General features: G+C 71.3%; 20 protein-coding genes. 12 read left to right on the forward strand and 8 right to left on the reverse strand.

What is annotated here, in order from left to right; all coding sequences use genetic code 11:
* Nucleotides 1-252: 252 nt before the first annotated feature.
* The 7 genes from ACQEVU_RS25740 (at nt 253) to ACQEVU_RS25770 (ending at nt 11,353) form a co-directional block, all read left to right on the forward strand.
* Nucleotides 253-1,332 (forward strand): sugar ABC transporter substrate-binding protein, encoded by a 1,080-nt coding sequence (locus ACQEVU_RS25740; protein ID WP_433327752.1) that lies wholly within the window; start codon nt 253-255, stop codon nt 1,330-1,332.
* 121 nt (nt 1,333-1,453) lie between these two features.
* Nucleotides 1,454-2,227, forward strand: a complete 774-nt coding sequence (locus ACQEVU_RS25745; RefSeq protein WP_433327754.1) for an ATP-binding cassette domain-containing protein — start codon at nt 1,454-1,456, stop codon at nt 2,225-2,227.
* A gap of 190 nt (nt 2,228-2,417) precedes the next feature.
* Complete coding sequence (locus ACQEVU_RS25750) at nt 2,418-3,572, forward strand: sugar ABC transporter permease (RefSeq protein ID WP_433335078.1); 1,155 nt, start codon at nt 2,418-2,420, stop codon at nt 3,570-3,572.
* A gap of 46 nt (nt 3,573-3,618) precedes the next feature.
* Entirely contained in the window at nt 3,619-4,812 is a 1,194-nt protein-coding gene (locus tag ACQEVU_RS25755) for an ROK family protein (RefSeq protein WP_433327756.1), read from the forward strand.
* Nucleotides 4,813-5,265: 453 nt separating this feature from the next.
* Nucleotides 5,266-7,989: a putative bifunctional diguanylate cyclase/phosphodiesterase gene (locus tag ACQEVU_RS25760; RefSeq protein ID WP_433327758.1), complete on the forward strand. Its 2,724-nt coding sequence runs from the start codon at nt 5,266-5,268 to the stop codon at nt 7,987-7,989.
* A 335-nt stretch (nt 7,990-8,324) separates the two neighbouring features.
* Nucleotides 8,325-9,863 carry a type III PLP-dependent enzyme gene (locus ACQEVU_RS25765; RefSeq protein ID WP_433327760.1) on the forward strand — a complete coding sequence of 513 codons (1,539 nt, stop codon included), beginning with the start codon at nt 8,325-8,327 and terminating at the stop codon, nt 9,861-9,863.
* On the forward strand, nt 9,863-11,353 hold the full coding sequence (locus tag ACQEVU_RS25770) for a hypothetical protein (RefSeq protein ID WP_433327762.1): 1,491 nt from the start codon (nt 9,863-9,865) through the stop codon (nt 11,351-11,353). Before ACQEVU_RS25765 ends, ACQEVU_RS25770 begins: the two co-directional genes overlap by 1 nt.
* Before the next feature lie 483 nt (nt 11,354-11,836).
* On the opposite strand, the gene ACQEVU_RS25775 is transcribed toward ACQEVU_RS25770, so the two are convergent.
* The 3 genes from ACQEVU_RS25775 to ACQEVU_RS25785 form a co-directional block, all read right to left on the reverse strand.
* The gene (locus ACQEVU_RS25775; protein ID WP_433327764.1) at nt 11,837-12,199 is read right to left on the reverse strand and encodes a histone-like nucleoid-structuring protein Lsr2; all 363 of its coding nucleotides are present in this window, start codon (nt 12,197-12,199) and stop codon (nt 11,837-11,839) included.
* A 913-nt stretch (nt 12,200-13,112) separates the two neighbouring features.
* Nucleotides 13,113-14,045: an acyl-ACP desaturase gene (locus ACQEVU_RS25780; RefSeq protein ID WP_433327766.1), complete on the reverse strand. Its 933-nt coding sequence runs from the start codon at nt 14,043-14,045 to the stop codon at nt 13,113-13,115.
* Nucleotides 14,042-14,767 carry a lysophospholipid acyltransferase family protein gene (locus tag ACQEVU_RS25785; protein ID WP_433327768.1) on the reverse strand — a complete coding sequence of 242 codons (726 nt, stop codon included), beginning with the start codon at nt 14,765-14,767 and terminating at the stop codon, nt 14,042-14,044. Before ACQEVU_RS25785 ends, ACQEVU_RS25780 begins: the two co-directional genes overlap by 4 nt.
* Before the next feature lie 77 nt (nt 14,768-14,844).
* On the opposite strand from ACQEVU_RS25785, the gene ACQEVU_RS25790 reads away from it, so the two are divergent.
* The 4 genes from ACQEVU_RS25790 to ACQEVU_RS25805 all read left to right on the forward strand — a co-directional run bounded on the left by ACQEVU_RS25790 (nt 14,845) and on the right by ACQEVU_RS25805 (nt 18,187).
* Complete coding sequence (locus ACQEVU_RS25790; RefSeq protein WP_433327770.1) at nt 14,845-16,014, forward strand: AI-2E family transporter; 1,170 nt, start codon at nt 14,845-14,847, stop codon at nt 16,012-16,014.
* 147 nt (nt 16,015-16,161) lie between these two features.
* On the forward strand, nt 16,162-16,500 hold the full coding sequence (locus tag ACQEVU_RS25795; RefSeq protein ID WP_433327772.1) for a hypothetical protein: 339 nt from the start codon (nt 16,162-16,164) through the stop codon (nt 16,498-16,500).
* A gap of 25 nt (nt 16,501-16,525) precedes the next feature.
* Nucleotides 16,526-17,161, forward strand: coding sequence for a nucleotidyl transferase AbiEii/AbiGii toxin family protein (locus ACQEVU_RS25800; protein ID WP_433327774.1), 636 nt, complete (start codon nt 16,526-16,528; stop codon nt 17,159-17,161).
* 141 nt (nt 17,162-17,302) lie between these two features.
* Entirely contained in the window at nt 17,303-18,187 is an 885-nt protein-coding gene (locus ACQEVU_RS25805) for a GNAT family N-acetyltransferase (RefSeq protein WP_433327776.1), read from the forward strand.
* Between the two features lies 1 nt (nt 18,188).
* Here ACQEVU_RS25805 and ACQEVU_RS25810 read toward each other — a convergent pair whose 3' ends face one another.
* From ACQEVU_RS25810 to ACQEVU_RS25820, 3 genes are all read right to left on the reverse strand, one after another.
* Nucleotides 18,189-19,418 carry an ATP-grasp domain-containing protein gene (locus tag ACQEVU_RS25810; RefSeq protein ID WP_433327778.1) on the reverse strand — a complete coding sequence of 410 codons (1,230 nt, stop codon included), beginning with the start codon at nt 19,416-19,418 and terminating at the stop codon, nt 18,189-18,191.
* Between the two features lie 390 nt (nt 19,419-19,808).
* Nucleotides 19,809-20,480, reverse strand: coding sequence for an alpha/beta hydrolase (locus tag ACQEVU_RS25815; protein ID WP_433327780.1), 672 nt, complete (start codon nt 20,478-20,480; stop codon nt 19,809-19,811).
* A complete protein-coding gene (locus tag ACQEVU_RS25820; RefSeq protein WP_433327782.1) occupies nt 20,481-20,723 on the reverse strand; it encodes a PspC domain-containing protein in 243 nt (80 codons plus the stop codon). It abuts the gene before it with no gap.
* Between the two features lie 653 nt (nt 20,724-21,376).
* On the opposite strand from ACQEVU_RS25820, the gene ACQEVU_RS25825 reads away from it, so the two are divergent.
* Nucleotides 21,377-21,853: a general stress protein gene (locus ACQEVU_RS25825; protein WP_433335080.1), complete on the forward strand. Its 477-nt coding sequence runs from the start codon at nt 21,377-21,379 to the stop codon at nt 21,851-21,853.
* A gap of 105 nt (nt 21,854-21,958) precedes the next feature.
* Here ACQEVU_RS25825 and ACQEVU_RS25830 read toward each other — a convergent pair whose 3' ends face one another.
* Both ACQEVU_RS25830 and ACQEVU_RS25835 read right to left on the reverse strand, forming a co-directional pair.
* Nucleotides 21,959-22,384, reverse strand: coding sequence for a MarR family winged helix-turn-helix transcriptional regulator (locus ACQEVU_RS25830; protein ID WP_433327784.1), 426 nt, complete (start codon nt 22,382-22,384; stop codon nt 21,959-21,961).
* A 927-nt stretch (nt 22,385-23,311) separates the two neighbouring features.
* On the reverse strand, nt 23,312-25,459 hold the full coding sequence (locus ACQEVU_RS25835; protein WP_433327787.1) for an MDR family MFS transporter: 2,148 nt from the start codon (nt 25,457-25,459) through the stop codon (nt 23,312-23,314).
* Nucleotides 25,460-25,569: the final 110 nt, after the last annotated feature.

Genomic DNA, 25,569 nt, shown 5'->3' on the forward strand with positions numbered 1-25,569 from the left:
CCCTCCTGTACCAGGGCTGCGTCAGCCCGCCGGGCGGCGACCCGCCGCCGTGCCGCGCCGCCCTCGGCCGGGCCGCCGGATCGCGCATCGCCAACGGCGCCGGGCGCCTGGCCGCACCGGTCCTGACCGCGCTTTGCGGAATCGTTACGGGCCGCTACCGTTCGTGCGTCGGCGGCGGGCTTGTGCGCACGGACGCTGCGCAATACGTTCCCCGACACAAACCCCCCGCCCGGATCGAAAGGATCGGTGCCAATGCGCAGAGGGATCCTGTCCCTGCTGGCGGCGAGCTTTGTGGCCGCCGGCGGCCTCGCCGCGTGCACCGAGCACGTGACCGGCACCGGCGACCGGCCGCGCATCGGGGTCATCCTGCCCGACAGCAAGTCCTCGGCGCGCTGGGAGACCGCCGACCGCAAGTACCTGTCCGCGGCGTTCAAGGCGGCCGGCGTCGACTACGAGATCCAGAACGCGCAGAACGACAAGAGCGCGTTCACGACCCTCGCCGAGCAGATGATCACCCAGGGCGTCGACGTCCTCATGATCGTCAACCTGGACTCCGGCACCGGCAAGGCGGTCCTCGACAAGGCGCGCAACGCCGGCGTCGCCACCATCGACTACGACCGGCTGACGCTGGGCGGGTCGGCGCGGTACTACGTGTCGTTCGACAACATGCAGGTCGGCACCCTGCAGGGCCAGGGCCTGGTCCGCTGCCTCGCCGACGCGAAGATCACCAAGCCGGTCATCGCGGAGCTCAACGGCTCGCAGACGGACAACAACTCGACGCTGTTCAAGGACGGCTACGACGGGGTGCTCAAGCCGCGGTTCGAGTCCGGGGAGTACGTCAAGGGACCCGACCAGTGGATCGAGGAGTGGGACAACACCCGCGCCGGGACCACGTTCGAGCAGATGCTGACCGCCCAGCCCAACATCGGCGGGGTCATCGCCGCCAACGACGGCCTGGCCAACGCCGCCATCAACGTGCTCAAGAAGCAGGGCCTCAACGGGCGGATCCCGGTCACCGGCCAGGACGCCACCGCGCAGGGGCTGCAGAACATCCTCAACGGCGACCAGTGCATGACGGTGTACAAGGACGTGCGGCGCGAGGCGGCGGCCGCGGCGAAGCTCGCCATCAACCTGGCCAAGCATGAGACGGGCGTCACCGACAACAAGGTCTACGACCCGCTCGGCAAGCGCTACATCGACTCGATCCTGCTCGGGCCCAAGGCGATCACCAGGGACAACGTCAAAGACGTCATCGACGACGGGTACGTCGCGCAGCAGGACGTGTGCACCGGCGAGTTCGCCGCGAAATGCCTAGCAGCAGGTATCAAGTAAGGTACCGGATCTCACCCGGGGATCTGTCAGCCCGGCAGGGCGCGCGGCGGCAGCGGTGCCGGGCGCACCCGCGCCGGGGCGACGCCGCGCCCGCCGCCCGCGGGCCGGCAGAAGGAGCATCGTGACCGACACACCCCTGCTGGAGATCCGCGGGCTCAGCAAGAGCTTCGGCCCGGTCCAGGTGCTGCGTGACGTGGACTTCTCGGTGTACGCCGGACAGGTCACCGCCCTCGTCGGCGACAACGGCGCCGGCAAGTCCACGCTGGTCAAATGCGTCGGCGGGATCTACACGATCGACTCCGGCGACTACTTCTTCGACGGCCGGCCGGTCTCCGTGCACGGGCCGCGCGACGCCGCCGCGCTCGGCGTGGAGATCGTGTACCAGGACCTGGCGCTGTGCGACAACCTCGACATCGTGCAGAACATGTTCCTGGGCCGGGAGATCCGCCGCGGCCTGGTCCTGGACGACATCACCATGGAGCAGCGGGCCGCCGAGACCCTGGCCAGCCTGTCGGTGCGCACGGTGGCGTCGGTCCGCCAGCCGGTCTCGAGCCTGTCCGGCGGCCAGCGGCAGACGGTGGCGATCGCCAAGGCGGTGCTGTGGAACAACCGCATCGTCATCCTCGACGAGCCCAACGCCGCGCTCGGCGTCGCGCAGACGGCCCAGGTGCTCGAGCTGGTGCGCCGCCTGGCCGACAACGGGCTGGCGGTCGTGCTCATCTCCCACAACATGAACGACGTGTTCGCGGTCGCCGACCGCATCGCCGCGCTGTACCTGGGGCAGATGGCGGCCGAGGTGCGGGCCACGGACGTGACCCACTCCCAGGTCGTCGAGCTCATCACCACCGGCCGCAGCGGCGATCTCGGGCTGCGCCAGAACGGAGCGGCCGCATGAGCGGTCCGGAGCGCAGCGGAGGGGCCGCGAACAATGCACACAGTCTCGGCTCGGGCCGGCGCCGCAGCGAAGCGGAGGTGACGGCATGAGCGTCTCGCTGCTGTCCTCCCAGGAGCAGTCCGGCCGGCGGCCGCAGGGGGGCTTCGGGGCGTACGCCCGCGACTACCTCGCCCGCGTCCGCGGCGGCGACATGGGTGCCCTGCCGGCCGTCCTCGGGCTGCTGACCCTGACGATCGCGTTCTCCGTGGCCCGGCCCCGGTTCGTCACCGCCGGCAACCTCGCGAACCTGCTCAACCAGGGCGCGGCCGTCACCGTCATCGCGATGGGGCTCGTCTTCGTGCTCCTGCTGGGCGAGATCGACCTGTCCGCCGGGTTCGCCTCCGGGGTCTGCGCGTCGGTCCTGGCGGTGCTGCTGACGAACTTCGGCCTGCCGTGGTACGTCGCCGTGCTCGGGGCCATCCTCACCGGCGCCGCGATCGGGCTGCTCATCGGCCTGCTCGTGGCCAAGCTCGGCATACCGTCGTTCGTGGTGACCCTGGCCGCGTTCCTGGCCTTCCAGGGCGCGGTGCTGCTGCTCATGAAGGGCGGCACGATCGTCGCGGTCGACGACCCGACGATCAAGAAGATCAACTTTGACGGCCGGTTCACGCCCGAGCAGGGCTGGGTGCTCTACGGCGTCACCGTCGCCGGCATGCTCGCGCTGCACCTGTGGAAGCGCTACAGCCGGGTCCGCCACGGCCTGTCCGCCGAGCCCCTCGCCGTCATCGCGCTGCGGGTCGGCACCGTCGCCGTGCTGCTCGGCGGCGCCGTCTGGGCGCTCAACCTCGAGCGGTCCAAGAGCGACATGACCTCCCAGCGCGGCGTGCCGATGATCGTGCTCATCGTCGGCGTCCTGCTCGCCCTGTGCACGTTCGTGCTCAACCGCACCGCGTTCGGCCGGCACGTCTACGCCGTCGGCGGCAACCGCGAGGCGGCCCGCCGCGCCGGCATCCACGTGGACGCCATCCGCATCTCGGTGTTCGTGATCTGCTCGACGATGGCGGCCGTCGGCGGCATCGTGGCCGCGTCCCGGGACGCCTCGGTCAACCCCAACACCGGCGGCAGCAACGTCCTGCTGTACGCCGTCGGCGCCGCCGTCATCGGCGGCACCAGCCTCTTCGGCGGCAAGGGCCGGGTGCTCAACGCGGTCCTCGGCGGCGCGGTGGTGGCCGTCATCGAGAACGGCATGGGCCTGATGGACTACAGCCCCGGCACGAAGTACGTCGTCACCGGCGTCGTGCTGCTGCTGGCCGCCGGCATCGACGCGCTCACGCGCCGCCGGGCGGCCGCGGCGGGACTGCGATGACGCGCAACGACTAGTCTCACGTCAGCACCCCACAAGAAAGCCGAGCATGCGCGTTGGCCCAAGCCAGGAGGAGATCCGCCGGAGCAACCTCGGAGCGCTCCTGCGTTCCGTGCACCTCCACGGCGCCATGTCCCGCGCCGACCTCACGACGAGCCTGGGACTCAACCGCAGCACGATCGGCGCGCTGACGGCCGACCTCGCCGCGGCCGGCCTCGTGAGCGAGGGCGCGCCGCGCGAGCAGCGGGGCCGGGCCGGCCGCCCGTCGCTCGTGGTCCGCCCGGAGTCCGAGAAGGTGTACGTCTACGCGTTCGCGGTCGAGGTCGACCGCATCGTCGCCGCCCGGGTCGGCCTCGGCGGGGTGCTGCTGGACCGCTTCGAGGCCGCCCGCCCGCGCGGCGAGCACGACGCCGCCACCGTCGTCGCCCCCATCGCCGACTTCGTGCGCAAGATGCAGCTGACCGCCGCCGCCGGCGCCCGCCTCATCGGCAGCGGCGCGGCGGTTTCGGCCATGGCGCGCCGCGACGACGGGTTCGTCCGCCTCGGCCCCCAGCTCGGCTGGGCCGACCAGCCCCTGGGCGAGGCGCTGCGCGACCTCATCGGCGACGGCGGCGCGGTCGCGGTGCGCAACAACGCCGACCTGGCGGCGCTGGCCGAGCACACCCGCGGCGCCGCCGCCGGCTGCGACAACCTGGTGTACCTCTACGGCGACGCGGGCGTCGGCGGCGGCATCATCGCCGCGGGCCGCCCGGTCACGGGCCACGGCGGCTACGGCGGCGAGGTCGGCCACATGGTGGTGAACCCGAACGGCAAGGCGTGCAGCTGCGGCTCCCGGGGCTGCTGGGAGACGGAGATCGGCGAGCACGCGCTGCTCTCCGCGGCCGGGCGCAACCCGACCGCGGGCCGCGACGGCATCCTGGCGGTGGTCGACGCCGCCTCCCGCGGCGACAACACGGCGCAGGCCGCGATGCGCCAGGTCGGCGACTGGCTCGGCTTCGGCGTGGCCAACCTGGTGAACATCTTCAACCCGGAGATGGTCATCTTCGGCGGCACGCTGCGCGAGGTGTACCTGGCCTCGGCGGCGCAGGTGCGCAGCCGCCTCAACCGCAACGGCCTGCCGGCGTGCCGCGAGCACGTCCGCCTGCGCACGCCGCAGCTGGGCCAGGACGCGGCGCTGCTCGGCGCGGCGGAGCTCGCCTTCGAGCCGCTCTTCGCCGACCCGCTGGACCCCGTCGCCCGCTGACGGCTGTTCTCCGGACAAGTCGGGCGCTGGCGCGCCACGACTTGTCGGATTTATACCCCGCCGCCTCCTAAATCCGGGCGATTGGGTTCCTCGCCGACTGGCCCCGGATGCCGCAGGCCGGGGAGTCACGTTCCGCCAGGCCTGCTCCGTGACCGGCGGCGGACGCTGCAGACCCGGGGCTTACGCACCGCTGGGCGTTCTCCGTGACTGACGGCGGACGCCACGGGCCGGGGAGGCACGGACCGCTCGGTTTTTTTCCGTGACTGGCGGCGGACGCCGCAGGCCCGGGAGTCACGGACCGCGCCCACGGCGGGCGTCGCGGTAGCTCGAATCCTGTTCTTTCAGGCAGCGGACGGGTGCGGCACGGTTGCCTGGTGGCCGCGCCGCTCAGTTCCGGGGTCCCCCGCCCGATCAGGGCGTCACGCGACGCTCGGAGACGGATCGGGGGGCACGATGGCGAGCTGGCCGCGCAGGCTGCTCAGGGCCGCCGCGCCCACGCGCGGCTATGCCGTGCTCTGCGGCGGCGTCACGCTGGTGACGGCCGCCCTGTTCGTCGTCTTCGTCACCGCGCCCGGCGGCGCGCTGGTGACGCAGAACGTGTCGAACGTCGCGCTGTGCCTCGGCGCCGCCGCGGCGGCCTGGGCGGGCCTGGCCAAGGCGGTGCGGGAGCGCGCGCGGGTGCGGTGGGCGTGGGCGCTGACCGGGCTCGGGTCGCTGTCGTGGGGCATCGGGCAGGGGTTCTGCATCTGGTACGAAACAGTGCTGAACCGGGAGGTACCGTTCCCGTCGCTGGCCGACGCCGGCTACTTCTGGATGATGCCGTTCACGGCGGCCGGGCTGCTGCTGCTCACGGTCAGCCGGCAGAGCATCGCCCAGCAGGTGCGCAGCATCCTCGACGGGCTCATGATCGCGGCGTCGCTACTGCTCATCACGTGGGTGCTGATCCTCGGGCCGCTGGTGCGCCAGGGTGCCGACAGCGCGCTCGGGCTGCTGATCACGCTGTGGTACCCCGGCGGCGACGTGGTCGTGCTCACCATCATGCTGTTCCTGGTCGCCCGGCTGCGCCGCGGCGGGCGGCGGCCCATGTCGCTGCCGCTGGTCGGGGCCGGGCTGGTCGCGTTCACGGTGTCGGACTCGGGGTACGCGTACCTCACCCTGCTGGACAGCTACGGCTCCGGCAACGTGCTGGACCTCGGCTGGTTCACCGGGTTCATGCTGCTGCTGCTCGCCGCGCGGCGGCCGGAGCGGACCCGCGCGGGCGAGGACGCGCACGCGCTCACGCGGCCGCTCGGGGTCATGCTGCCGTACATCGCCGTGCTCGGGGCCCTCGCCACGAGCACGGCCGAGGTGCTGCGCCACGGCGCCCACGACCCGCTCGTGTCCTGGAGCCGGTCGTCCATCATCCTGCTCATCGTCGGGCGGCAGCTGCTCACGCTGCTGGAGAACCGGTCGCTGACCCGGGACCTGGAGGCCCGGGTCGAGGCGCGCACCGCCGAGCTGCGCGCCAGCGAGCAGCGCTTCCAGGCGCTGGTCCAGCACAGCTCCGACGTCGTGACGGTGATCGACGAGGGGGGCGTCGTGACGTACCAGAGCGAGTCCCTGCAGCGGGTCTTCGGCTACGAACCGGCGCGCTTCCACGGGATCCCGCTCACCGACCTCATGATGCCCGAGGCCGCGCAGGTGCTGGTGGCGGCGATCGAGGCGATCTCGGCCACCGCGTACGGCAGCCGCGTCGTCGAGGTGCCGATGCTGCACGCCGACGGGCACCGCTGCGTGGCCGAGGTCACGCTCACCAACCTGCTGCACGACGAGAGCGTGCGCGGCATCGTGCTCAACTCGCGCGACATCAGCGAGCGCAAGGAGCTCGAGGACCAGCTCGTGCACGAGGCGTTCCACGACGGGCTGACGAAGCTGGCCAACCGGGCGCTGTTCAAGGACCGCCTCGAGGTGGCGCTGCGCCGCCGCGACGAGGTCGCGATCCTGTTCCTGGACCTCGACGGGTTCAAGGAGGTCAACGACAGCCTCGGCCACGCCGCCGGCGACCATCTGCTCATCCAGGTCGCGACCCGCCTCACCGAGGCCGTGCGCGACGGCGACACCGTGGCCCGCTTCGGCGGCGACGAGTTCGCCGTGCTCATCGACAGCGTCGCCGGGCCCGGCGACGCCGACGAGCTGGCCACCCGCATCGTCGCCGCGCTCGACGAGCAGTTCCACATCGAGAACCAGGAGATGCACGTCCAGGGCAGCATCGGCATCGCCCTGACCGGCCCCGACGCCCGCGACGCCGACCAGCTGATGCGCAATGCGGACCTGGCGATGTACCGCGCGAAGTCCGCCGGCTCGGGCCGGTTCGCCCGCTACGACCCGCAGATGCACTCCGGCCTCGTCGAGCGCCTCCAGCTGGCCGCGGACCTGCGCCGGGCCCTGGAGAACGCCGACGAGCTCGAGCTGCACTACCAGCCGACGATCGAGCTGCGCTCGGGCAACATCGTCGGGTTCGAGGCGCTCGTACGCTGGCGGCACCCGGTCCGCGGCATGATCAGCCCGGCCGACTTCATCCCGCTCGCCGAGTCCACCGGCCTCATCCGCCCGCTGGGCCGGTGGGTCCTCGCCGAGGCCTGCCGCCAGGCGGTCGCGTGGGGCATGGACGACCCGCAGCGCGCCATGACGATGGCCGTCAACGTCTCCGGCCGCCAGTTCGACCAGCCGGACCTGCCGGAGATCGTCGGATCGGTCCTGGCCGGCACCGGCCTGCCCGCGGAGCGGCTGTGCCTGGAGATGACCGAGAGCGTGCTGATGACGGACACGGAGGAGAACCTGGCCGTACTGCTGAGCCTCAAGGACATCGGCGTGAAGCTCGCGATCGACGATTTCGGCACCGGGTACTCCTCGCTGGCCTACCTGCGCCGCTTCCCCGTCGACACGCTGAAGATCGACCGCTCGTTCGTCGAGCGGCTGAGCGGCGCGGCGCCGGACTCGGCCCTGGCCCGGACGATCGTGCAGCTCGGGCAGAGTCTCGGGATGGCCACGGTGGCGGAGGGGATTGAGCAGTACGCGCAGTTCCGGGCGCTGCGGCGGATGGGGTGCGATCTGGCGCAGGGGTACTACTTCTCGCGGCCGTTGCCGGCGGCGGAGGCCGGGGAGCTGCTGCGCGATCGCGCCGCTCTGCCGGTGTGACGCGCCTGCCCTGGTGTGGTGATCGCGCCGCGACGGTTGGTGCGGGTGTTCGTCCGTGCCGGGTGGCTGGTGCCGGTCATCGACGTTGCCGCGTCGCTCGCCTGGTCGCCGGCCCGCCGGGCGGTTCGGGGGCGGTCCTGCCTTCGCGCGCCACCGCTGCACCCGCTCTTCGTGCCCACGATCTCGCCTGCCGTGACCGCCCGCGGGACTGTGAGGCGGCTCGCGTGACCGTTCGGCAACCGTCTCCGTAGCCGGTTGGCTCCCCAGCGTGTCCAGCCTGGAACCCGGCCGATGTTCGGTCCCGCCAGCACCCGCCGCAGTTAGGAGCTCGCTCGATGACGGCTGCCATCGCCGACCAGGCCCGCCTCGACCTGCCCGGGCACTGGCCGTCCGCGCTCGGCCCCCGCGCGCTCGCCGGGCTCGACGCGCCGACGCCGTTCCTCGCGGTGGACCTGTCGACGGTCGCCGACCGTTACGCCGCCTTCACTGCGGCGATCCCGGGCGTGTCGACGTTCTACGCGATGAAGTGCAACTCCGCGGAGGACGTGCTCGGCACCCTGGCGGCGCTGGGCTCGAGCTTCGAGGTCGCCTCGATCGGTGAGCTGCGCATGCTGCAGGAAATCGGCGTGGACCCGTCGGAGGTGCTGTACAGCAACCCGATCAAGCCGCCGGCCGCGATCGCCGAGGCCCGCCGCGCCGGACTGTGGCGGTTCGGCTTCGATTCGGAGGGGGAGCTGCGCAAACTGGCGCAGCACGCGCCGGGCGCCGCCGTGTACATCCGGTTGCGGGTCGATGACTCCACGAGCCTGTTCCCGCTGTCGCGCAAGTTCGGCGCGGAGGCGCACGAGGCCCGCGCGCTGCTGCTGCTCGCCCGCGAGCTCGGCCTGCACCCGTACGGCGTGACCTTCCACGTCGGCTCCCAGTGCGGCACGACGAGCGCGTGGCGCCAGGCCATCGCCGCCGCGGGCCGGCTCATGGCCCAGCTCGCCGAGGACGGCGTGCGCCTGGAGATGCTGGACCTCGGCGGCGGCTTCCCGTCCCGGTACGTCGAGCGGGTCCCCTCGCTGGCCCAGATCGCGGACACGATCAACCCGGCGCTGGAGGAGCTGCTGCCGTACCGTCCCCGGCTGCTGGCCGCGGAGCCCGGCCGCCACCTGGTCGCGGAGAGTGCCGTGATGGTCACCTCGATCCTGGGCCGCGAGGTCCGGGCCGGCGAGAACTGGCTGTACGTCGACGTCGGCGCCTACAACGGCATGATGGAGACCCAGCAGAGCGTCCAGCAGTGGCGGTTCCCGCTGTGGACGTCCCGCCCCGACCACGCCCTGGTGCCGCACCTGCCGTTCACCGTCACCGGCCCGTCGTGCGACAGCTCCGACACCATGTTCTACGGCGTGAACCTTCCGTCGACGATCGACGTCGGCGACCGCCTCTACATCGGCTCCGCCGGTGCGTACACGCTCAGCTACGCTTCGCACTTCAACGGCTTCGCACCGCCGGAGCCGGTGTTCGTCGGTGGCCCGGTGGGTACGCCGGCCGCGCCCGCTGCGACGCCGGGTCCGCTCCCCCACGCCGTCACCGGCATGGCTTCGCACGCGCATGCCGGCCACGGACACGTCACTCGCGCGGCGGCTGGGCATGCGCGGGTTACGGACACGTCCGCCAGGCCCGCGGCTGGGCATGCGCACATCGGGGACGTGCCGCCCAAGCCTGCGGCTGCTCACACGCAGTCCGCGCACGTTTCCGTCGGGCCCTCGGTTGCCCACTCGTCGGCCGAGCGGCTTCCGGCGGAGCTTTCGGTCTCCCGCGCGCCGGTCGGGGAGGTTTCGGTGCAGTCGGCGGCGGTGCCGTACGCCCGGCTGGGGGACGCCGCCTGATGGCCGCGACCGATGCGGCCGCGCCGCACCGGTCGCGTCACCGCACCGCTGTGACGGGCGGCCGGCGGCGCGCCGGCCGCCTGCGCGAGCTGCTGGTGTCCGGCCTGGTCGACTCGTTCGGCCTGTCGCTGGGCTGGACCCTGTTCAACCTGGTCGCCACCGCACACGGCGGCCTGTCCATGGCAGCGCTGTTCAACGCCGCGATGCTGCTCGGCGTCGTGCTGTCCGCGCCGGTCACCGGCTGGCTGGCCCGCCACCTGCACGGCCGCACCCTGCTGCTGCTCGCCGCCGCCACGGAGGCGGTGCTGCGGGTGGCAACCCTCGCGGCGCTGTTGTCGGGCGTCGACGGCCGCCTGGTCGCGGCCGGCGTGACGCTGATGCACGTCGCCGCCTACGCAGGGTTCGCCGCGATGCGGGCCGAGGTCGCCGCCGTCGATGCTCGCCCACGGGCCATGACCCGTTACGCACTGTCGATCGCCGCGGTCGAGGCGGCCGGCGCCGGCGTCGCGGCGCTGCTGCCGCTGCATCATGCGGCGCTGGCCGTGGTCTTCGCCGTGTACGGCCTGAGCCTCGCCCCCACGATCCTCACCGCTCGCCGGGCGCGGGTGTTCTCGTCGCCCCGCAACGCGCCGCGCGCGCTGCCGATCGACCGCCGGCGGGCACCATCGACGTCTGCCAACGACACGGCGGTCGGCGCCGACGATGCTCGGTTCGGTGCCGCCGACGGACGGCCCGGCACCGCCAATGGGTTCATCGCTGCCATGGACCGGCGGCCCGGCACCGCCGACTGGCCCATCGATGCCGTGGACGGGCGGCCCGGCGGCGCGTCGCACCTGGCAACCGACCGCGCACCGTCCGGCTCCCGGCCGACGCGCGTCGAACGGCGCCGGGCGGAGGCGGCGACCCGCGCCGCCGCCGGGGTGCACCTTCCACTGCCCGTCCTCGCGGCCGGCGGCGGCGTCATGCTGCTGTCCGCCGGCCCGACGCTGCTGTCGGTCGCGCTCGCCACCGAGCTGCATGGCCAGCACGCGGTCGCCGGCGCGGCGGCGGCGTTCAGCGCCGGCTGCCTGCTGTCGTCATGGGCGGTCGACCGCGTCGGCCGGCTGCGGCTACCCGCCGCGGTCACCTGGCCACTGTGGGGCGTCGGCATGGTGATCGGCTGGCTGGTCGCCCCGGCGCACGTGACCGGGCTGTTCGTGGCGCAGTTCCTGTCGGGCCTGAGCATGACGGCGTTCGAGGGCGGCATGGACGCGCGCCTGGCGCAGGAGGCCCGGCCCGGGACCGTGACGACCGTCCTTGCTTGGAGCGCGTCGACGCGGGCGCTGGGCAGCGCGGTCGCGGTGCGGACCCTGCCGGCGCTCGTCGCGGCGCCGGCCGTCGGCACGGTCGCCGGTGCCGCCGCCGCGCTGCTGAGCATCGCGTCGCTCTCCGCGATGGTCCGGTCACGGATGCAGCGAGCCCGGGCGATTTCAGGCAGCGGCACGACCTGATCACCCGAGCGTGACGGCCCCGCGGCGCTCTGCCATGGTCGCGGGGTCGTCGCCCACCCGCACACGACGTCGCTCGGCACCGCGTTGCAGCGGCGGATGAAGGCGCGTCTGACAGGGCCGACGAAGGCTGCGCCCCACAGCGGTCACGCGGAAGCGGTGCGCGTCGACGCCATCGCGGATGAAGGCGCTTCTGGCAGGGCCGACGAAGGCTGCGCCCCGCAGCGGTCACGCGGAAGCGGTGCGCGTCGACGCCATCACGGACCGGCTCCGTCGATCCCGCGCAGATGCTTCGGCGGCACCGACTCTGCCAGTGACTGGTGCGCGACGTTACGCCGCGGAGAGCAAGCGAGAGGGACCGGAGCCGCAGCGAGCATGGAACTGGAAGCGCCAGTCCAGGGGACGAACGCCGCCGGGTTACGTAAACACAACGATCACGGGTTGATCCAGAGCGAAGAGGGCGCCCGCGGCTCGGGCGCCCTCTGTTCAGCTTCCCGATTCGGCGTGGAACCGCTCGACGATGTCGGATCGGATCCGGCCACGGTCGGACACCTCGAGACCCTGTCCCTGCGCCCATTCGCGGATCGCCCGGTTCTGCTCCCGCTCGGCGCGGGCGGACAGGACCGGGCGGCCACGGACGCCGCCCCGCGCCGGCGGCACGGGCACGGCCGTCCGGCCGATCTTGGTCGCGGCCGCGACGTACGGCGCCAGGACGTCGCGCAGGTCGGCGGCGTTCTTCGTGGACAGATCGATGGTGTACTGCACGCCGTCGAGGCCGAAGCTGAGGCTCTCGTCGGCGAGCCCGCCGTCGAGGTCGTCGATCAGCTCATGGATCACGCGTCTGGCCATTGGCGATGCTGCCTTCCGATACGGGGAGTGAAATTCCGCAGCCCAGCAACGCCCGCCGGACACGCCGAAAACGGTCAGACGGGCAGTGACGGGCACGGAACGGTCGTCGCAGCCTACTGCAACGCTCACGGAAGGCAACCGGCGCCCTGAACGGAAACCGAACTCCCGACGTCGAACGCGTGGTCGACGGCAGGCCCGGGCACAACCGACCGCGCTCTCACGGACCGCAACGCGCGCATCCCGGGTCGATACTCATCGCAGCCAATCGAACACCGAACGCAACGATTTTGGCGTCGACTATTCACAACCGACGAGGGCCACGATTTGTAACAGAGTGCGAGCAGACCACGACGACAGTCCGGCGGTCCAGCAGGCGTTAACGCGTCAACGTGCGAACACCCGAGCCGCTCCACGCGCCCGCTACGACCGAACTACCCGTGCCGCGGCGGCTCCGGCGCCCGGCGCCCGGCCGTCCATCAGCGACAGATGGACGGCCGCCGGCATCACCGAACAACACGTGCCCGGCATCGGGGCACGCTCGAGCTGCCGGACGCGAGGCGGCGAACAGCCCGACGCGAGGCGGCGAACAGCCCGACGCGAGGCGGCGAACAGCCCGACGCGAGGCGGCGAACAGCCCGACGCGAGGCGGCGAACAGCCCGACGCGAGGCGGCGAACAGCCCGACGCGAGGCGGCGAACAGCCCGACGCGAGGCGGCGAACAGCCCGACGCGAGGCGGCGAACAGCCCGACGCGAGGCGGCGAACAGCCCGACGCGAGGCGGCGAACAGCCGGGCACCCGGCAGCGAGGGGCTGCCGGGTGCCTGCAAGCACGTTCTGCGATACCGAAGCGACGGTACGAGGCCGCCGCGAGACCGGTGCGTGACGGTGGGCTTCCCGCGGTACCGATGCGAAATCAGACGGCGGCGCGAGCACGCTGCGCCTCGCGGCGCTCGACGAAGCGTGACGCCTGGGCGTCGAGGTCCGCCATGAACGTCGCCAGCTCGTCGCGCGCCGCCTCGCCGTCGCCGGAAAATGAGCGCTCGAACGCCCGCACCTGCCGCAGCACCGGGACGAGCACGTCGTCGTGGTGCAGCCGCAGGTCGTAGATGCCGGCCTTGGCGATCTGCACGGACTTGCGGCCGAAGCCCTCGATGGAGTGCCCGGGCATCTGGAACGTGGTCGCGACCTTGGCCACGGCCCGCATCGCCGCGTTCGGCGCGAGGTCGAACGCGGCGCCGAGCAGGTTGCGGTAGAAGATCATGTGGAGGTTCTCGTCGGCGGCCACGCGCGTGAGGAGCTGCTCACAGACGGGGTCGCCGGACATCGTGCCGGTGTTGCGGTGCGACACGCGGGTCGCGAGCTCCTGGAACGACACGTAGGCGACGGACTCCACGAGCCCGTCGTAGGAGTTCTGGAAGCCGCCCTCCATGTGCGCCATCCGGGCCCGCTCCAGCGCGACCGGATCGACGGCACGGGTAGCGAGCAGGTAGTCACGGATTGCGATCCCGTGCCGGCCCTCCTCGGCCGTCCACCGGTGCACCCACGTCCCCCACGCTCCATCACGGCCGAACACCGTGGCGATCTCGTGGTGGTAGCTGGGCAGGTTGTCCTCGGTCAGCAGGTTGACGACGAGGGAGACCCGGGCGACCTCGGACAGCCGCGACTGCCCCGGCTCCCAAGCCTCCCCGCCGAGGATGCCGTCGAAGTCGCGGCCCTCGCTCCACGGCACGTACTCGTGCGGGAACCACTCCTTGGCCGTGGCCAGGTGTCGGTTGAGGTTCTCCTCGACTACGGGTTCGAGCTCGCGCAGCAGCGCGAGCAGCTCGGTCGGTTCGGCTGGGCTCACTTGGCCTCCGGTTCGTACACAGCGGGTGACGGTGCGCTACCGCCCAGGTGGGCCGGCAGCCACCATGCGTCGTCCGTACCCTTCGGTTGCTGCGGGTAGTCCCGCTGGGCCCGGTCGAGCATGGTCGTCATACGGGCGCGCAGCTCGGCGGTGACCGCGTCCTGGCTGTCGCGCCGCTCGGGGTGCAGCGGCTCCCCAATAGAAATCGTGACTGCGACACCACGCTGCGTGAGATCGCGCGGGTGTCCCTTCGTCCAGAACCGCTGGGTCCCCCACAGCACCATGGGTATCAGCGGCGTACCGGTTGCGGCAGCAAGCCGCGCGGCGCCGCTCTTCATGTCCTTGATCATGAACGACTGGCTGATCGTGGCCTCGGGAAACACGCCGACAACCTCGCCGGCCTTCAGCGCGGTGAGCGCCGCCTTGTACGAGGCCATGCCGGCGTCGCGGTCGACGGGAATGTGGTGCATGCCACGCATGAGCGGGCCGCCGATGCGGTTACGGAAAATCGAGTCCTTGGCCATGAAACGCACCAGGCGCTTCGAGCGGCGTGCACCGAGCCCGCAGAAGATGAAGTCGAGGTACGACACATGATTGCAGGCGATCACCGCGCCCCCGTCGGCCGGCACGTGCTCCTCGCCCTCGATCCTGATCTTCATGTCGAGCAGCGCGAACAGGGTCCTCGCGAACGCGATGACCGGCGGGTACACCAGATCTGCCATGACAATACGCTAGCGGCCCCAGCTGGGACGCACCCGGTACCCTGCCTCAAGACCACATGACTCGCAGGGAGTTCACAGTGCAGGATGAGGTGCAGGACGCCCCGTCGCCCGCGGATGCACCGGAAACGACCGACATCTCGCCCGCGGTTGCACCGGAGACGGTCGGCATCGAGGTCGACGTGGTCGTGGTCGAGCCGGAGTCGCGATTCGGCAAACCCGGGCCGCCGATGCGCCGTTCGCCGCTCATCATCGGGTTCACCGCCGGGCTGGGGTTGCTGCTCGCCTACAGCACGTATCTGGCGGTGCAGAACGTGCGTTCGATTCTCATTCTCATCTTCATCGCGATGTTCCTCGCGATCGGACTCAACCCCGCGGTCGTGCGCCTGACGAAGTGGGGCCTGCCGCGCGGGCTCGCGGTCGCCGGCGTCGGGCTCGGCGCGATGCTGGTGCTCTGCGGCGGCATCGTCGCGCTCATTCCGCCGCTGGTGCAGCAGAGCAACGAACTGGTCGACAATCTCCCGCAGTACATCGACAACCTGCGCCGAAACGACCAGCTGAATCATCTCAACGAGCAATACCACCTGCTCGACCAGCTCAAGAACGTCGCGACGCCGGGAAACGTCACGAAGGCCCTCGGCGGCGTCTGGGGCGGCGTCCAGGTCGCGTTCTCGGCGCTGTTCAACATCTTGACCGTCATCATTCTCACGGTGTACTTCATGGCCGCGTTCGACCGGCTCAAGGAGGGCGGCTACCGGCTCGTCCCGGCGACCCGCCGCGAGCGCGTCCGGCTGCTCGGCGACGAGATCCTGGCGAAGGTCGGCGCCTACCTCGGCGGCGCCCTGGCCATCGCGGTCGTCGCCGGGCTCAGCTCGTTCGTGTTCCTGCTCATCATCGGCGTCGCGTACCCATACGCATTGGCGGTCCTCGTCGCCATCACCGATCTCATCCCGCAGATCGGCGCCACGCTCGGCGCGGTCGTGGTGAGCATCGTCGGTTTCGCCACGTCGATTCAGGCCGGCATCGCGTGCGTCGTGTTCTTCGTCCTCTACCAGCAGGTCGAAAACTACGCCATCTATCCGACAGTGATGCGCCGCGCCGTGAAGGTCAGCGATCTGGCGGCCATTCTGTCGGTACTGCTCGGCGTCGCCCTGCTCGGCGTCGTCGGCGCGCTGATCGCGATCCCGGTGGTGGCCGCCGTGCAACTGCTCGTCCGCGAGGTCGTCATTCCGCGCCAGAACAACCGCTAGCCAAGGTTCGCCGTTCGCACGATTCCGCGGCGGTACGCGCACGAGCCGCCGGCGCCGTTGTCCTCAATGGCGCCGGCAATCCCCCGCGGGCGCGTCGCCGGCGGCGAGATGGTGTTTGCGAACCGGGCGACCTGTACACTTCGGGCCATGCAGGACGAGTCGTCTCGCGGACCGGTGGCCTTTCTGGCCCGTCCGCATCGCCCTGCCCTCGTTTCGCGCACCCTCGAGGAACTGCGCGGCCCGGTGCACGGCGTCGTCGAACTGCCGCAGCGGCTGATGTGGAATCCGCAGCGCCGCTTCGATCTCGACAACCACGACCTGCTGTTGTGGATGTACGAAAACGTGCTCCGCGAAGCAATCCGCCACGACGAGCTGCGCCGTTTCCTCAACAAGCGCCTGCTGCTGCAGGTGTGGCCGGAGCTGAACCTCCCCCACGGCGTGCGCCGCGCGTGGGAGGCCCGCCACGCCGCCCTGCGCGCCCGGTGACCGCCCCTTATACCGAGCGCACCCGGTGATCCCCTTCTACACCGACGTCGCCCGCGTGGCGCTGGCGGTGGCGGAGCGTCACGGCTTCGTGCTCGGCGGTGGCTTCGCCTGGCTCATGAACGGCCTCGTCGAACGCCCGACGGAGGACGTCGACCTGTTCACCGACACCGACGGCGCCGCCGGAGCCGCGGCCGACGCCGTCTGCGCCGCGCTGCGCGAGGCCGGGTACACCGTCCACGAGGAGGAGGCCGACGACCTCCTCGAGCTCTTCGCCGGCTTCGACCAGCGGGAGTTCACGGTCGGCGACGGCACCCGCACGGTACGTCTCACCCTCTCCCGCCTGGACCGGCACCAGAGCCCGGTGATGATGGACGTCGGCCCGGTCATGCACCTGGACGACCTCATCGCCACGAAGGTCGCCGCGCTGGTCAACCGCCGCGAGGTACGCGACTACATCGACGTCGCCGCCGCCCTCGAGCGCTACACCGTCGACGAGCTGCTCGACCTGGCCCGCCGCCAGGACCCGGCGCTGGAGGACGACGACATCGTCGCCGCCGGCCGCTACCTGGACCGCCTGGACGACGGCCGCTTCGCCTTCTACGGCCTGGACGCAACGCGGATCGCGGCGCTACGCACGCGCCTCGCCACCTGGCCCCGCTGATCCCGGCGTCACCCCGCCCAGCGTCACGTAAGCCCCGCGTCACGCAAGCCCCGCGTCACGCAAGCCCCGCGCCGCACACGTGCCGTCCCGCACGGTCTGCATCGCTCGCGCTCAGTTCGCGCACCCCGTACGTCGCGAACCGTGCCGCCGCGCACGCTCTGCGCGCGTGACGATCGGTTGCGCGCTACCGTGCGGTCCGTAGCGGCCCATCGACCCGATTGCGATGATGCGAATGTGACCACGGATCCGCTGCTCGAACGCGCCCGGCAGCTCTGGGCGGACCTGGCCGGGGCGCCGGTCACATTCATGGAAACGGCCATAACCGTGGCGACCTCCCCGCAGTCGTGGCTGTGCCCGCCGGGCTGGGTGGGCATCGTCGCTCTGGGCCAGGCCGTCATCGCCACCGCGCCGGACGACGAGACCGCCGAACTCGTACGCCAAGCCCTCAGCGATCTCCCCGCCAGCGCCATGATTGACGCGGCCGCCGTGCGCGGCCGGCTGCCCGTTCAGGATGAGCTGGGCCCGGCGACGCTGGCCTACTGCGATGCTGCCGCCTTCCGTCTCCTTGAGGCCGGCACCGCTGAAGTCGGCAGCCCGGCGCTCAACGGCCCGGCAGTCGACGGTGTGGCGCTCGACCCCGGAAAGGTCGAGGCGATTCCGGCGGACCACGCGGACATGTCGGCGCTGCTCGCCCGGGTCCCGGCCGACGACGCCGACGAAGCCGCCCTCTCCGACATCACGTCCGCGGCCTTCGTGTTGCGTGCCGGCGGGGACGTCGTCGCGGCCGCCGGTTACCGGGCGTGGCCCAGGGATACCGCCCACGTCAGCGTGCTCCTCACTCCGGCCGTGCGTGGTCGCGGCCTCGCGCGCATAGTCGCCGGCGCTGCCGTCGCCCACGCACTCGACGCCGGCCTGTTCCCCCAATGGCGGGCCCGGCCCGAGGCGTCCCGCCGGGTCGCGCGGGCGCTCGGCTTCCGCGAGCTGGGCTCCCAACTCAGCATCGACCTCCGCCCCGCCAACCGTTGACCTACAGGGCGTTGTCGTTTCGCCACAGGTCGAGCAGGCCACGGAAGTGGCCGATGAAGCGGTCGTGCTCGTGTGCCGGGTACGTGCTGCGGACCGTGCTCACCAGCAGCTCGTCGAAGCCCGGCGAGTGGACCCACTCGGCGACGAGTTCCGGCACGTGACGCAGGGTGGTGTCGCAGAACTCGCGGTACTCGTCGATGTCGAAGTAGCCGTCGGCGAGCTCGCGGTACCGCCGCAGTTTCTCGCCGTAGTCGGCGGTGGTGTCGGCGACCGCGAAGTAGTTCGCGGTGTCCATGTCGAGGCGGGCCCGGCGGCCGGTGATCACGCAGAACGCGGTCCAGCGCAGCAGCGCCGTCATCGCCCACGGAAAGTAGTAGTGCAGGCTCGTCAGCGCGACGTCCGGGCAGGCGTTGGCGTAGTCGATCGGATACACCACACCGTCACGGATCAGGCACTCACAGGAGTTGAACTCCCACCGGAAGAACGCGTTGACCAGCCGCGAGATGGTGACGACCTCGTCGCCGACGGCGTCGGTCAGGAAGCCGTGCGCCACCTCGTACCGTTCGTGCATCGGCAGCGACGGCCGGAACTTCATGACCATCGTCTCCGGCCCGATCGACAGCGACCGCGCGAACACGTCGTAGCCCTCGACCGACTGCTGCAGGTGCATGAGCCGCTCGCCGGACTCGTCGTACGCCGCATGGAGCTGCGCACTGTTCGCGATGCGTGACACCCCGACCCAGGCGCCCCCGTCGTACGGCTTCATGAACAGCGGGTAGCCGAGCCGCTCCGCAACGGCGTCGAGGTCGAACGGACGGTTGTACTGCTCCGCCGTGTACGCCCACTTGGCGTGGTCGACCGGGTTCTTGTACGGCACGAGCACGGTCTCCGGCACGTGGAGCCCGAGCCGCATCATCGCGCAGTACGCCGCGTGCTTCTCCATGGACTGGAACGTGAACGGGCTGTTGAGCAGGTACACGTCGTCCATGAGCGCGATCTTCTTGAGCCACTCGCGAGGGTGGTAGTACCAGTACGCAAGCCGATCGATCACCAGGTCATGTGACGGACGGTCACGCAGGCTGAACGGTTCGATGGTCACCCGCACGGTCCGCAGCCGATGCCCGCCACCGTTGCGGTCGGTGACGGTCCCGAGCCGCGCGACGAGCGTCTCGTACGCGCGCGGCCAGTCCTGCTCCGTGCCGAGCAACAGCCCGACGAGATGTTCTGTCATGACCGCACCACCATCGGATCGATCACGCGAGGGTTGCTGCACTCGGAATCGGACAGTCGGCATCGCACCATCGCGGCAGCCGCGCGGTGAGAGCCGGACCGTGGGCTGCTGATTGCGTTACCGCTCGCTCGGCATTGCCTCACCGCGGCCTCCATCCCGCCGGGTCCGCTGACCACGACGCCAAGTCCTCGGCTCGTAACCGGTCGGTCCTCGCCCTGCCGCCTCGCGGGCGACCAGTCCGTACTCGACCACCGATCGCTCACGGCACCCGCAACCGGATGGTCGGAAGCGGAGCAGCGATCGCCCGTGGGCGGCCACTCCATGATTGACCAGCGGTTGTCCGGCGCAGCCGGGGACAGGCCGTCCGGCGTGGGCCACCGATCGCTCGGCTCAGTCCCGGGCGGCCGGTGCGCCGGGCGCGCCGGCCTTGTCACGTACGGTTCCATCTCGGTCATCCGTGACCTCCTGCAGAAGGCGGTGCAGGTGAGGGTCGAGCGCATCACGCCACGTGACCATCGAGTGGCCACCCGGCACCTCAAGCAGCGGCGCGCCGAGCCGGCCCGCCATTGCACGGTTGTTCAGCAGGTTCTCCTCGTCGCGCCCGCACGTCAAGACCACCCGCGCCGCAACCGGACGGACGGTCTGGACGAAGGCGATGATCCGGCGGAACCACGGAAAGCCGGACTCCTGCGGGTCGAGCTCAGCGGTGAAGAAGCTCCCCGACTGCAGGAACAACCCGGCGAAGCAGCCGGGATAGGTGGTCTCGGCGTGCAGCAGGGCGAGCCCGCCGAGGCTGGCCCCGAGCCCCACTACGGGCCCGGGCGGCAGGCTCGGTAACACGTCGTGCACGAGGGCGGCGGCGTAGGCGGGGTTGGCCGAGTACCACTCGCTGCGACTGCCGGGTGACAGCAGTACGACGTTGTGGTGCGGGAAGAGCCGCGACAGACCGGCGACGCGCTCGTACTCCGGCCCGTCGTGGGCCAGCAGCACCGCCGACGCAACCGGCCGCGACGCCGGCGGCACGGTACGTGCCTGGATCGTCACACCGGGATCGCGGCCCACTCACGCACCATAGGTCAGATGATCGTTCGGCGCAGGGCTCACGGGCGCCGGCGGGGCCTCCGGCATGACGATCCACAGCATCGGGTACGCCAGCACGGCCAGGCCGCCGGTCAGCAGGATGGACAACAGGAACACCGCGCGGATCATGGTCGGGTCGGTGTTCAGGTATTCGGCGATACCACCCAGCACGCCGGCCACGGTGCGGTCGGTCTGCGAGCGGCGAAGACGCTTGATGTCGGTCATGACTGCAAGGTTGCCCGCTGAAGCGCCCCGGCGACCTCGGGTAACGCCCTGAACGACCCCTGAGACCGGCCCCGGATGCCTACCGATCGCACACGCCCGGCTACGTGACCGCCTCGGCGGATCAGCATTGCACCACCCGCGCTGACGGAATGCAGCGACAGCAGGGTCCATCCCGCGACGCCTCGCAAAGCCAGCTGCAAAACGGGCGGGACACGCCGGACATCTCTACCCTGACGCGCATGACGACCCCTCCGCTGGAAGAACCGCCCACCGGCTCCCCCAAGCCGGCGGGCGCCGCTGACTCTCCCGGGACCTCGCCGGCCGCCGAGCCCGCCCCGGCCACCGACGTCTCCGACGCCGCGCCGCTCGCTGAGGCCGCCCAGCCTGAGCCGATCGCCGATCCTCAGCCCGCGCCAGACGCTGAAGCCGCCCAGCCCGAGCCGATCGCCGATCCCCAGCCCGCGCCAGACGCTGAAGCCGCCCAGCCCGAGGCGATCGCCGACGCCGATCACCACGCGCCGGCCGCCAAAGCTGCTCAGGCCGCGCCCGTCGCCGAAGCCGCTCAGCCTGCGCCGGTCGCGGAACCGACCTCGGTATCGGCGAGCGACGCGTCCCAGGCCGTGGCCGACGGTGACCTCGCCCCGAACCCGAACATCGACGAGCTCGTGGAGCTTGACCGCAGTACCGTCACGGTCGCCCGTTTCGCCGACTACGCCGGCGCGCAGCAGGCCGTCGATTACCTGTCCGACAACGGCTTCCCGGTCGAGCGGACCGCGATCATCGGCACCGACCTGCGCCTGGTCGAGAACGTCCTCGGCCGCCTCACCGTCGGCCGCGCCGCCCTGGCCGGCGTCGCCAGCGGCGCCTGGTTCGGTCTGTTCGTGGGCATCCTGTTCACGCTGTTCAGCAACTCGAACTGGCTGGGCATCCTCGTCACGACGATCCTCGTCGGCGCGCTGTGGGGCGGCGTCTTCGGCGCCATCGCCCACGCGCTCACGGGCGGTCGCCGGGACTTCACGTCGCGTAGCTCGCTGCAGGCCGGCCAGTACGCCGTGACCGTCGAGGCCGGGTACGCCGACGAGGCCCGCGTCCTCATCACCCGCCAGAATTGGCGCGCCGCCAACGCCTGAACCGCTCCCCCACCGCACCGGCAGACGCCGGGACAACCCGGAAGCACCGACCCCGAGCCGCCGCGCGGCCATCCGAGCCGCGCGGCGCACGACGGTCCCGGACTTTCAGGCGTTCGGCGGGTACTGCATCTGCTCAATGATCTTCTGCAACGCACTCGCCAGCGTCTCGCGCTCCTGCACCGTAAGCGTCGCCAGCGCGTGAGCGGCCAGTCGCCGCTGGGCGTCCTCGATCGGCGCCCGGGCCGAGCGCCCCTTGTCCGTGAGGTACAGGCGCACCAGACGCCGGTCCCCCGGATCGGGCCGCCGCTCGATCAGCCCGTCCTTCACCATCCGTGTCGCCGTGTTCACCACGGTGGGCGTGGCCATCTGCAGCCGGCCCGCCAACTCCCCCGGTGACAGCCCGTCATGCTCCCACAACACTTCGAGCACAAGGTTCTGCCCGATGCGCACACCGTGCACGCTCATCGCCTCATCGGCGGCCGCTCGCAACAGCTTCTGAGCCCGCGCCATCAGGCGAATCACGTCAGTCACGTTTGCATGCTAACGAGCTGCCGGCCACCTTTCGCCAGCCTGCAATCGATCCCGACACTCTCGGGACCATCGCTTGATCCTCGTCACCGGCGGCCGGGCTTCATCGGCAGCCACACCACCCGCGCACTGCTCGACGCAGGAGCCGACGCCCTGTCCGCATCACGCACACGGACCGAATCGACGCCACTAGCACCAAGCCGTCGCCGCTCGCCGCTCGTGGCTCGAATCCGGCTACGAGAGGCGAGCGCCACGCGCGCTCAGCCATCCTAGGAAGCTAGGTTAGGACGCTTGGTTCGTGGTCCCGGGATAGGGGGCGTGATCAGGTAGCGGTGCCACCCACCAGAGCGGTCGCGGAGGAGGACAGCCGCCCGTGGGCGCGCCGGCTTGGGCTTTCAGTGGGTGGCGTGCACGGCGCGGGCGTTGCGGGGCCGGGTATAGCGGCGGGCGAAGCGTTCGTTTCGGGGCCCAGACGGCAGGCTCGCAGGTGCCGTCGGGCGCGGACAGCAGAGGGCACGTGGACCGCGAGAGTCGCTCACCGAGGCCGCAGGCCGACGCGGCACACGGCCACACGCCGACGCGGCACACGGCCACACGCCGACGCGGCACACGGCCACACGCCGACGCGGCACACGGCCACACGCCGACGCGGCACACGGCCACACGCCGACGCGGCACACGGCCACACGCCGACGCGGCACACGGCCACACGCCGACGCGGCACACGGCCACACGCCGACGCGGCACACGGCCACACGCCGACGCGGCACACGGCCACACGCCGACGCGGCACACGGCCACACGCCGACGCGGCACACGGCCACACGCCGACGCGGCACACGGCCGCAGGCCGACGCGGCACAGCCGGGGTGAACGGCTGGACGCGGCGGACGGCTGGCTAGACGGGCGTCGGTGGGTGTGGGCGGGCGTTTAGAGCGAGTGGCGGGGCGGGGTGTCCGTCAGAGGGGCCTCGCCGTCGGCCTCATGGGCGCCGACCTGCAGCGCGTGGGCCGGGGTGTGGGTGTCGCTGGCCGGGCCGGCGACGCCGGTCGCCTCGTGGGCGCCGCCTGCCGACTCCCGATCGGTCGTCTGCGAAGTCGACGACGAACCGTTCGGGGAGGTGGAGGCCGCAGCGCCGGGCGAGGAGCCGGCGCCGTTGGGAGATGGAGCGGTCGAAGCGGACACACCGGCGCTCGACGACGCGATGCCTGAAGGCGCGCCAGCGCCGGACGCCGAAGGGGAGCCGGAGGCGGCGGAGGCCGACACGGAACCCGAGGGGGCGCCAGCGCCGGAGGCCGAAGGCGAGGCGGAGGCTTCGGAGGCCGAAAGGGAGCCCGAAGCGGCGCCGACGCCGGAGGCCGCAGGCGAGGCGGAAGGCGAGGCCGACAGGGAGCCGGTGGGCGAAGGTGTGCCGGCGCCGGACGCGGAGGCGGAAGTGGAGCCGGAGGCGGCGTCCTCGGCGGCGCGGGCCTGGGCGGCGGACATCGAGCGGAGCGGGATCTCCGGCAGGAACAGAATGGTGATGAGGCCGGCGACCATGATGCATGACGCGACCAGGAACACGACGCTCATCGAGTCGGAGAAGCCGACCTTGAACGGGTGGGCGATCGCGGCGTCGAGCTTCTCCAGGAACGACGTGTCGTTCAGGGAGCCGGAGCCGGACTGCTGGGCGGCCTGCAGGGCCTGCAGCTGCTCCGGGTGGGCGCGGCCGGCCGACTGGAACGACGGCGTCGACTGGGCGGCGGTGAAGGCCGACTTGATCTTGTTGGGCAGGAGGCTGAACAGGACGGACAGGAAGACGGCGGCGCCGAGCGTGCCGCCCATCGAGCGGAAGAACGTGACCGTCGAGGTGGCCACGCCGATCTCGCGGGGGTTGGCCGCGTTCTGCACCGCGGTGATCACCGGCTGCATGTTGCCGCCCAGGCCGAGGCCCATGAGCGCCATGATGAGCATGGTGCGCCACAGCGGGGTGTCGGCGCCGATGCGGGAGAACAGCACGAGCGCGGCGAGCATGAGGGCGGCGCCGACGATCGGGAAGATGCGGTAGCGGCCGGTGCGGGCGATGACCTGGCCGGAGATGATCGAGCCGCTCATGATGCCGAGCACCAGCGGCAGCAGCATGAGGCCGGCCTTGGTCGGGGTCGCGCCCTTGACGATCTGCAGGTAGAGCGGCAGCGTCAGCAGGCCGCCGAACATCGCCATGCCCAGGATGAAGCTCGAGATCGAGGCGACCGAGAACGTGCGGCCCCGGAACAGGCGCATCGGCAGCAGGGCCTCGTCCTTGTAACCGAACTCCGCGATGAGGAACAGCACCAGGCCGACGGCGCCGATGCCGTAGCACAGCAGGGAGCGGCCGGAGCCCCAGCCCCACTCGCGGCCCTGCTCGGCGACGGTCAGCAGCGGCACCAGCGTCACGATGAGCGCCAGGGCGCCGGGCCAGTCGATGCGGTGGTCCTGGCGGCGGTGCGGGATGTGCAGCACGCGCATGACCACGATGAACGCGGCGGCGGCGATCGGGACGTTGATGTAGAAGATCCAGCGCCAGCCGGTGATGCCGAGCAGGTCGCTGGAGCCGGCGAAGAAGCCGCCGAGCACCGGGCCGAGGACGCTCGAGGTGCCGAAGACGGCGAGGAAGTAGCCCTGGTACTTCGCCCGCTCGCGGGGCGGCACCACGTCGCCGATGATCGCGAAGGCGAGGGAGAACAGGCCGCCGGCGCCGATGCCCTGCACCGCGCGGAACGCCGCGAGCTGGTAGATGTTGCCGGCCACGCCGCACAGCACCGAGCCGATGATGAAGATGGCGATCGAGAACAGGATGAACGGCTTGCGCCCGTAGATGTCCGACAGCTTGCCGTAGAGCGGGGTGGAGATCGTCGACGTGATGAGGAACGCCGTCGTCGCCCACGCCTGCAGCGAGAACCCGCCGAGGTCGTCGGCGATGGTCCGCATGGCCGTCGAGACGATGGTCTGGTCGAGCGCGGCGAGGAACATCGCCATCATGAGACCGGTCAGAATCGTGATGATCTGCCGGTGGGTCAGGACGGTGCTGTCCTCCGCGGCGGGTGCCGTTGTGGTCAAGGCGGTTCTCCAAGTGAGAGCAAGCCGTTTCGATCCGATCGCGTTTCAGAATTCACGCTACTCCTCGATCGGTGACACTAGTCGGTGGGTACGACAGAAAACGGAGGCGT

The organism is Dactylosporangium sp. CA-139066 (assembly GCF_050936175.1).
Taxonomy (GTDB): Bacteria; Actinomycetota; Actinomycetes; order Mycobacteriales; family Micromonosporaceae; genus Dactylosporangium.

Coding starts and splice junctions, on each gene's coding strand:
- ACQEVU_RS25740 (WP_433327752.1), top strand. CDS start 253: ATGCGCAGAGGGATCCTGTCCCTGCTGGCGGCGAGCTTTGTGGCCGCC.
- ACQEVU_RS25750 (WP_433335078.1), top strand. CDS start 2,418: ATGGGTGCCCTGCCGGCCGTCCTCGGGCTGCTGACCCTGACGATCGCG.
- ACQEVU_RS25755 (WP_433327756.1), top strand. CDS start 3,619: ATGCGCGTTGGCCCAAGCCAGGAGGAGATCCGCCGGAGCAACCTCGGA.
- ACQEVU_RS25760 (WP_433327758.1), top strand. CDS start 5,266: ATGGCGAGCTGGCCGCGCAGGCTGCTCAGGGCCGCCGCGCCCACGCGC.
- ACQEVU_RS25765 (WP_433327760.1), top strand. CDS start 8,325: ATGACGGCTGCCATCGCCGACCAGGCCCGCCTCGACCTGCCCGGGCAC.
- ACQEVU_RS25770 (WP_433327762.1), top strand. CDS start 9,863: ATGGCCGCGACCGATGCGGCCGCGCCGCACCGGTCGCGTCACCGCACC.
- ACQEVU_RS25775 (WP_433327764.1), bottom strand. CDS start 12,199: ATGGCCAGACGCGTGATCCATGAGCTGATCGACGACCTCGACGGCGGG.
- ACQEVU_RS25785 (WP_433327768.1), bottom strand. CDS start 14,767: ATGGCAGATCTGGTGTACCCGCCGGTCATCGCGTTCGCGAGGACCCTG.
- ACQEVU_RS25795 (WP_433327772.1), top strand. CDS start 16,162: ATGCAGGACGAGTCGTCTCGCGGACCGGTGGCCTTTCTGGCCCGTCCG.
- ACQEVU_RS25810 (WP_433327778.1), bottom strand. CDS start 19,418: ATGACAGAACATCTCGTCGGGCTGTTGCTCGGCACGGAGCAGGACTGG.
- ACQEVU_RS25820 (WP_433327782.1), bottom strand. CDS start 20,723: ATGACCGACATCAAGCGTCTTCGCCGCTCGCAGACCGACCGCACCGTG.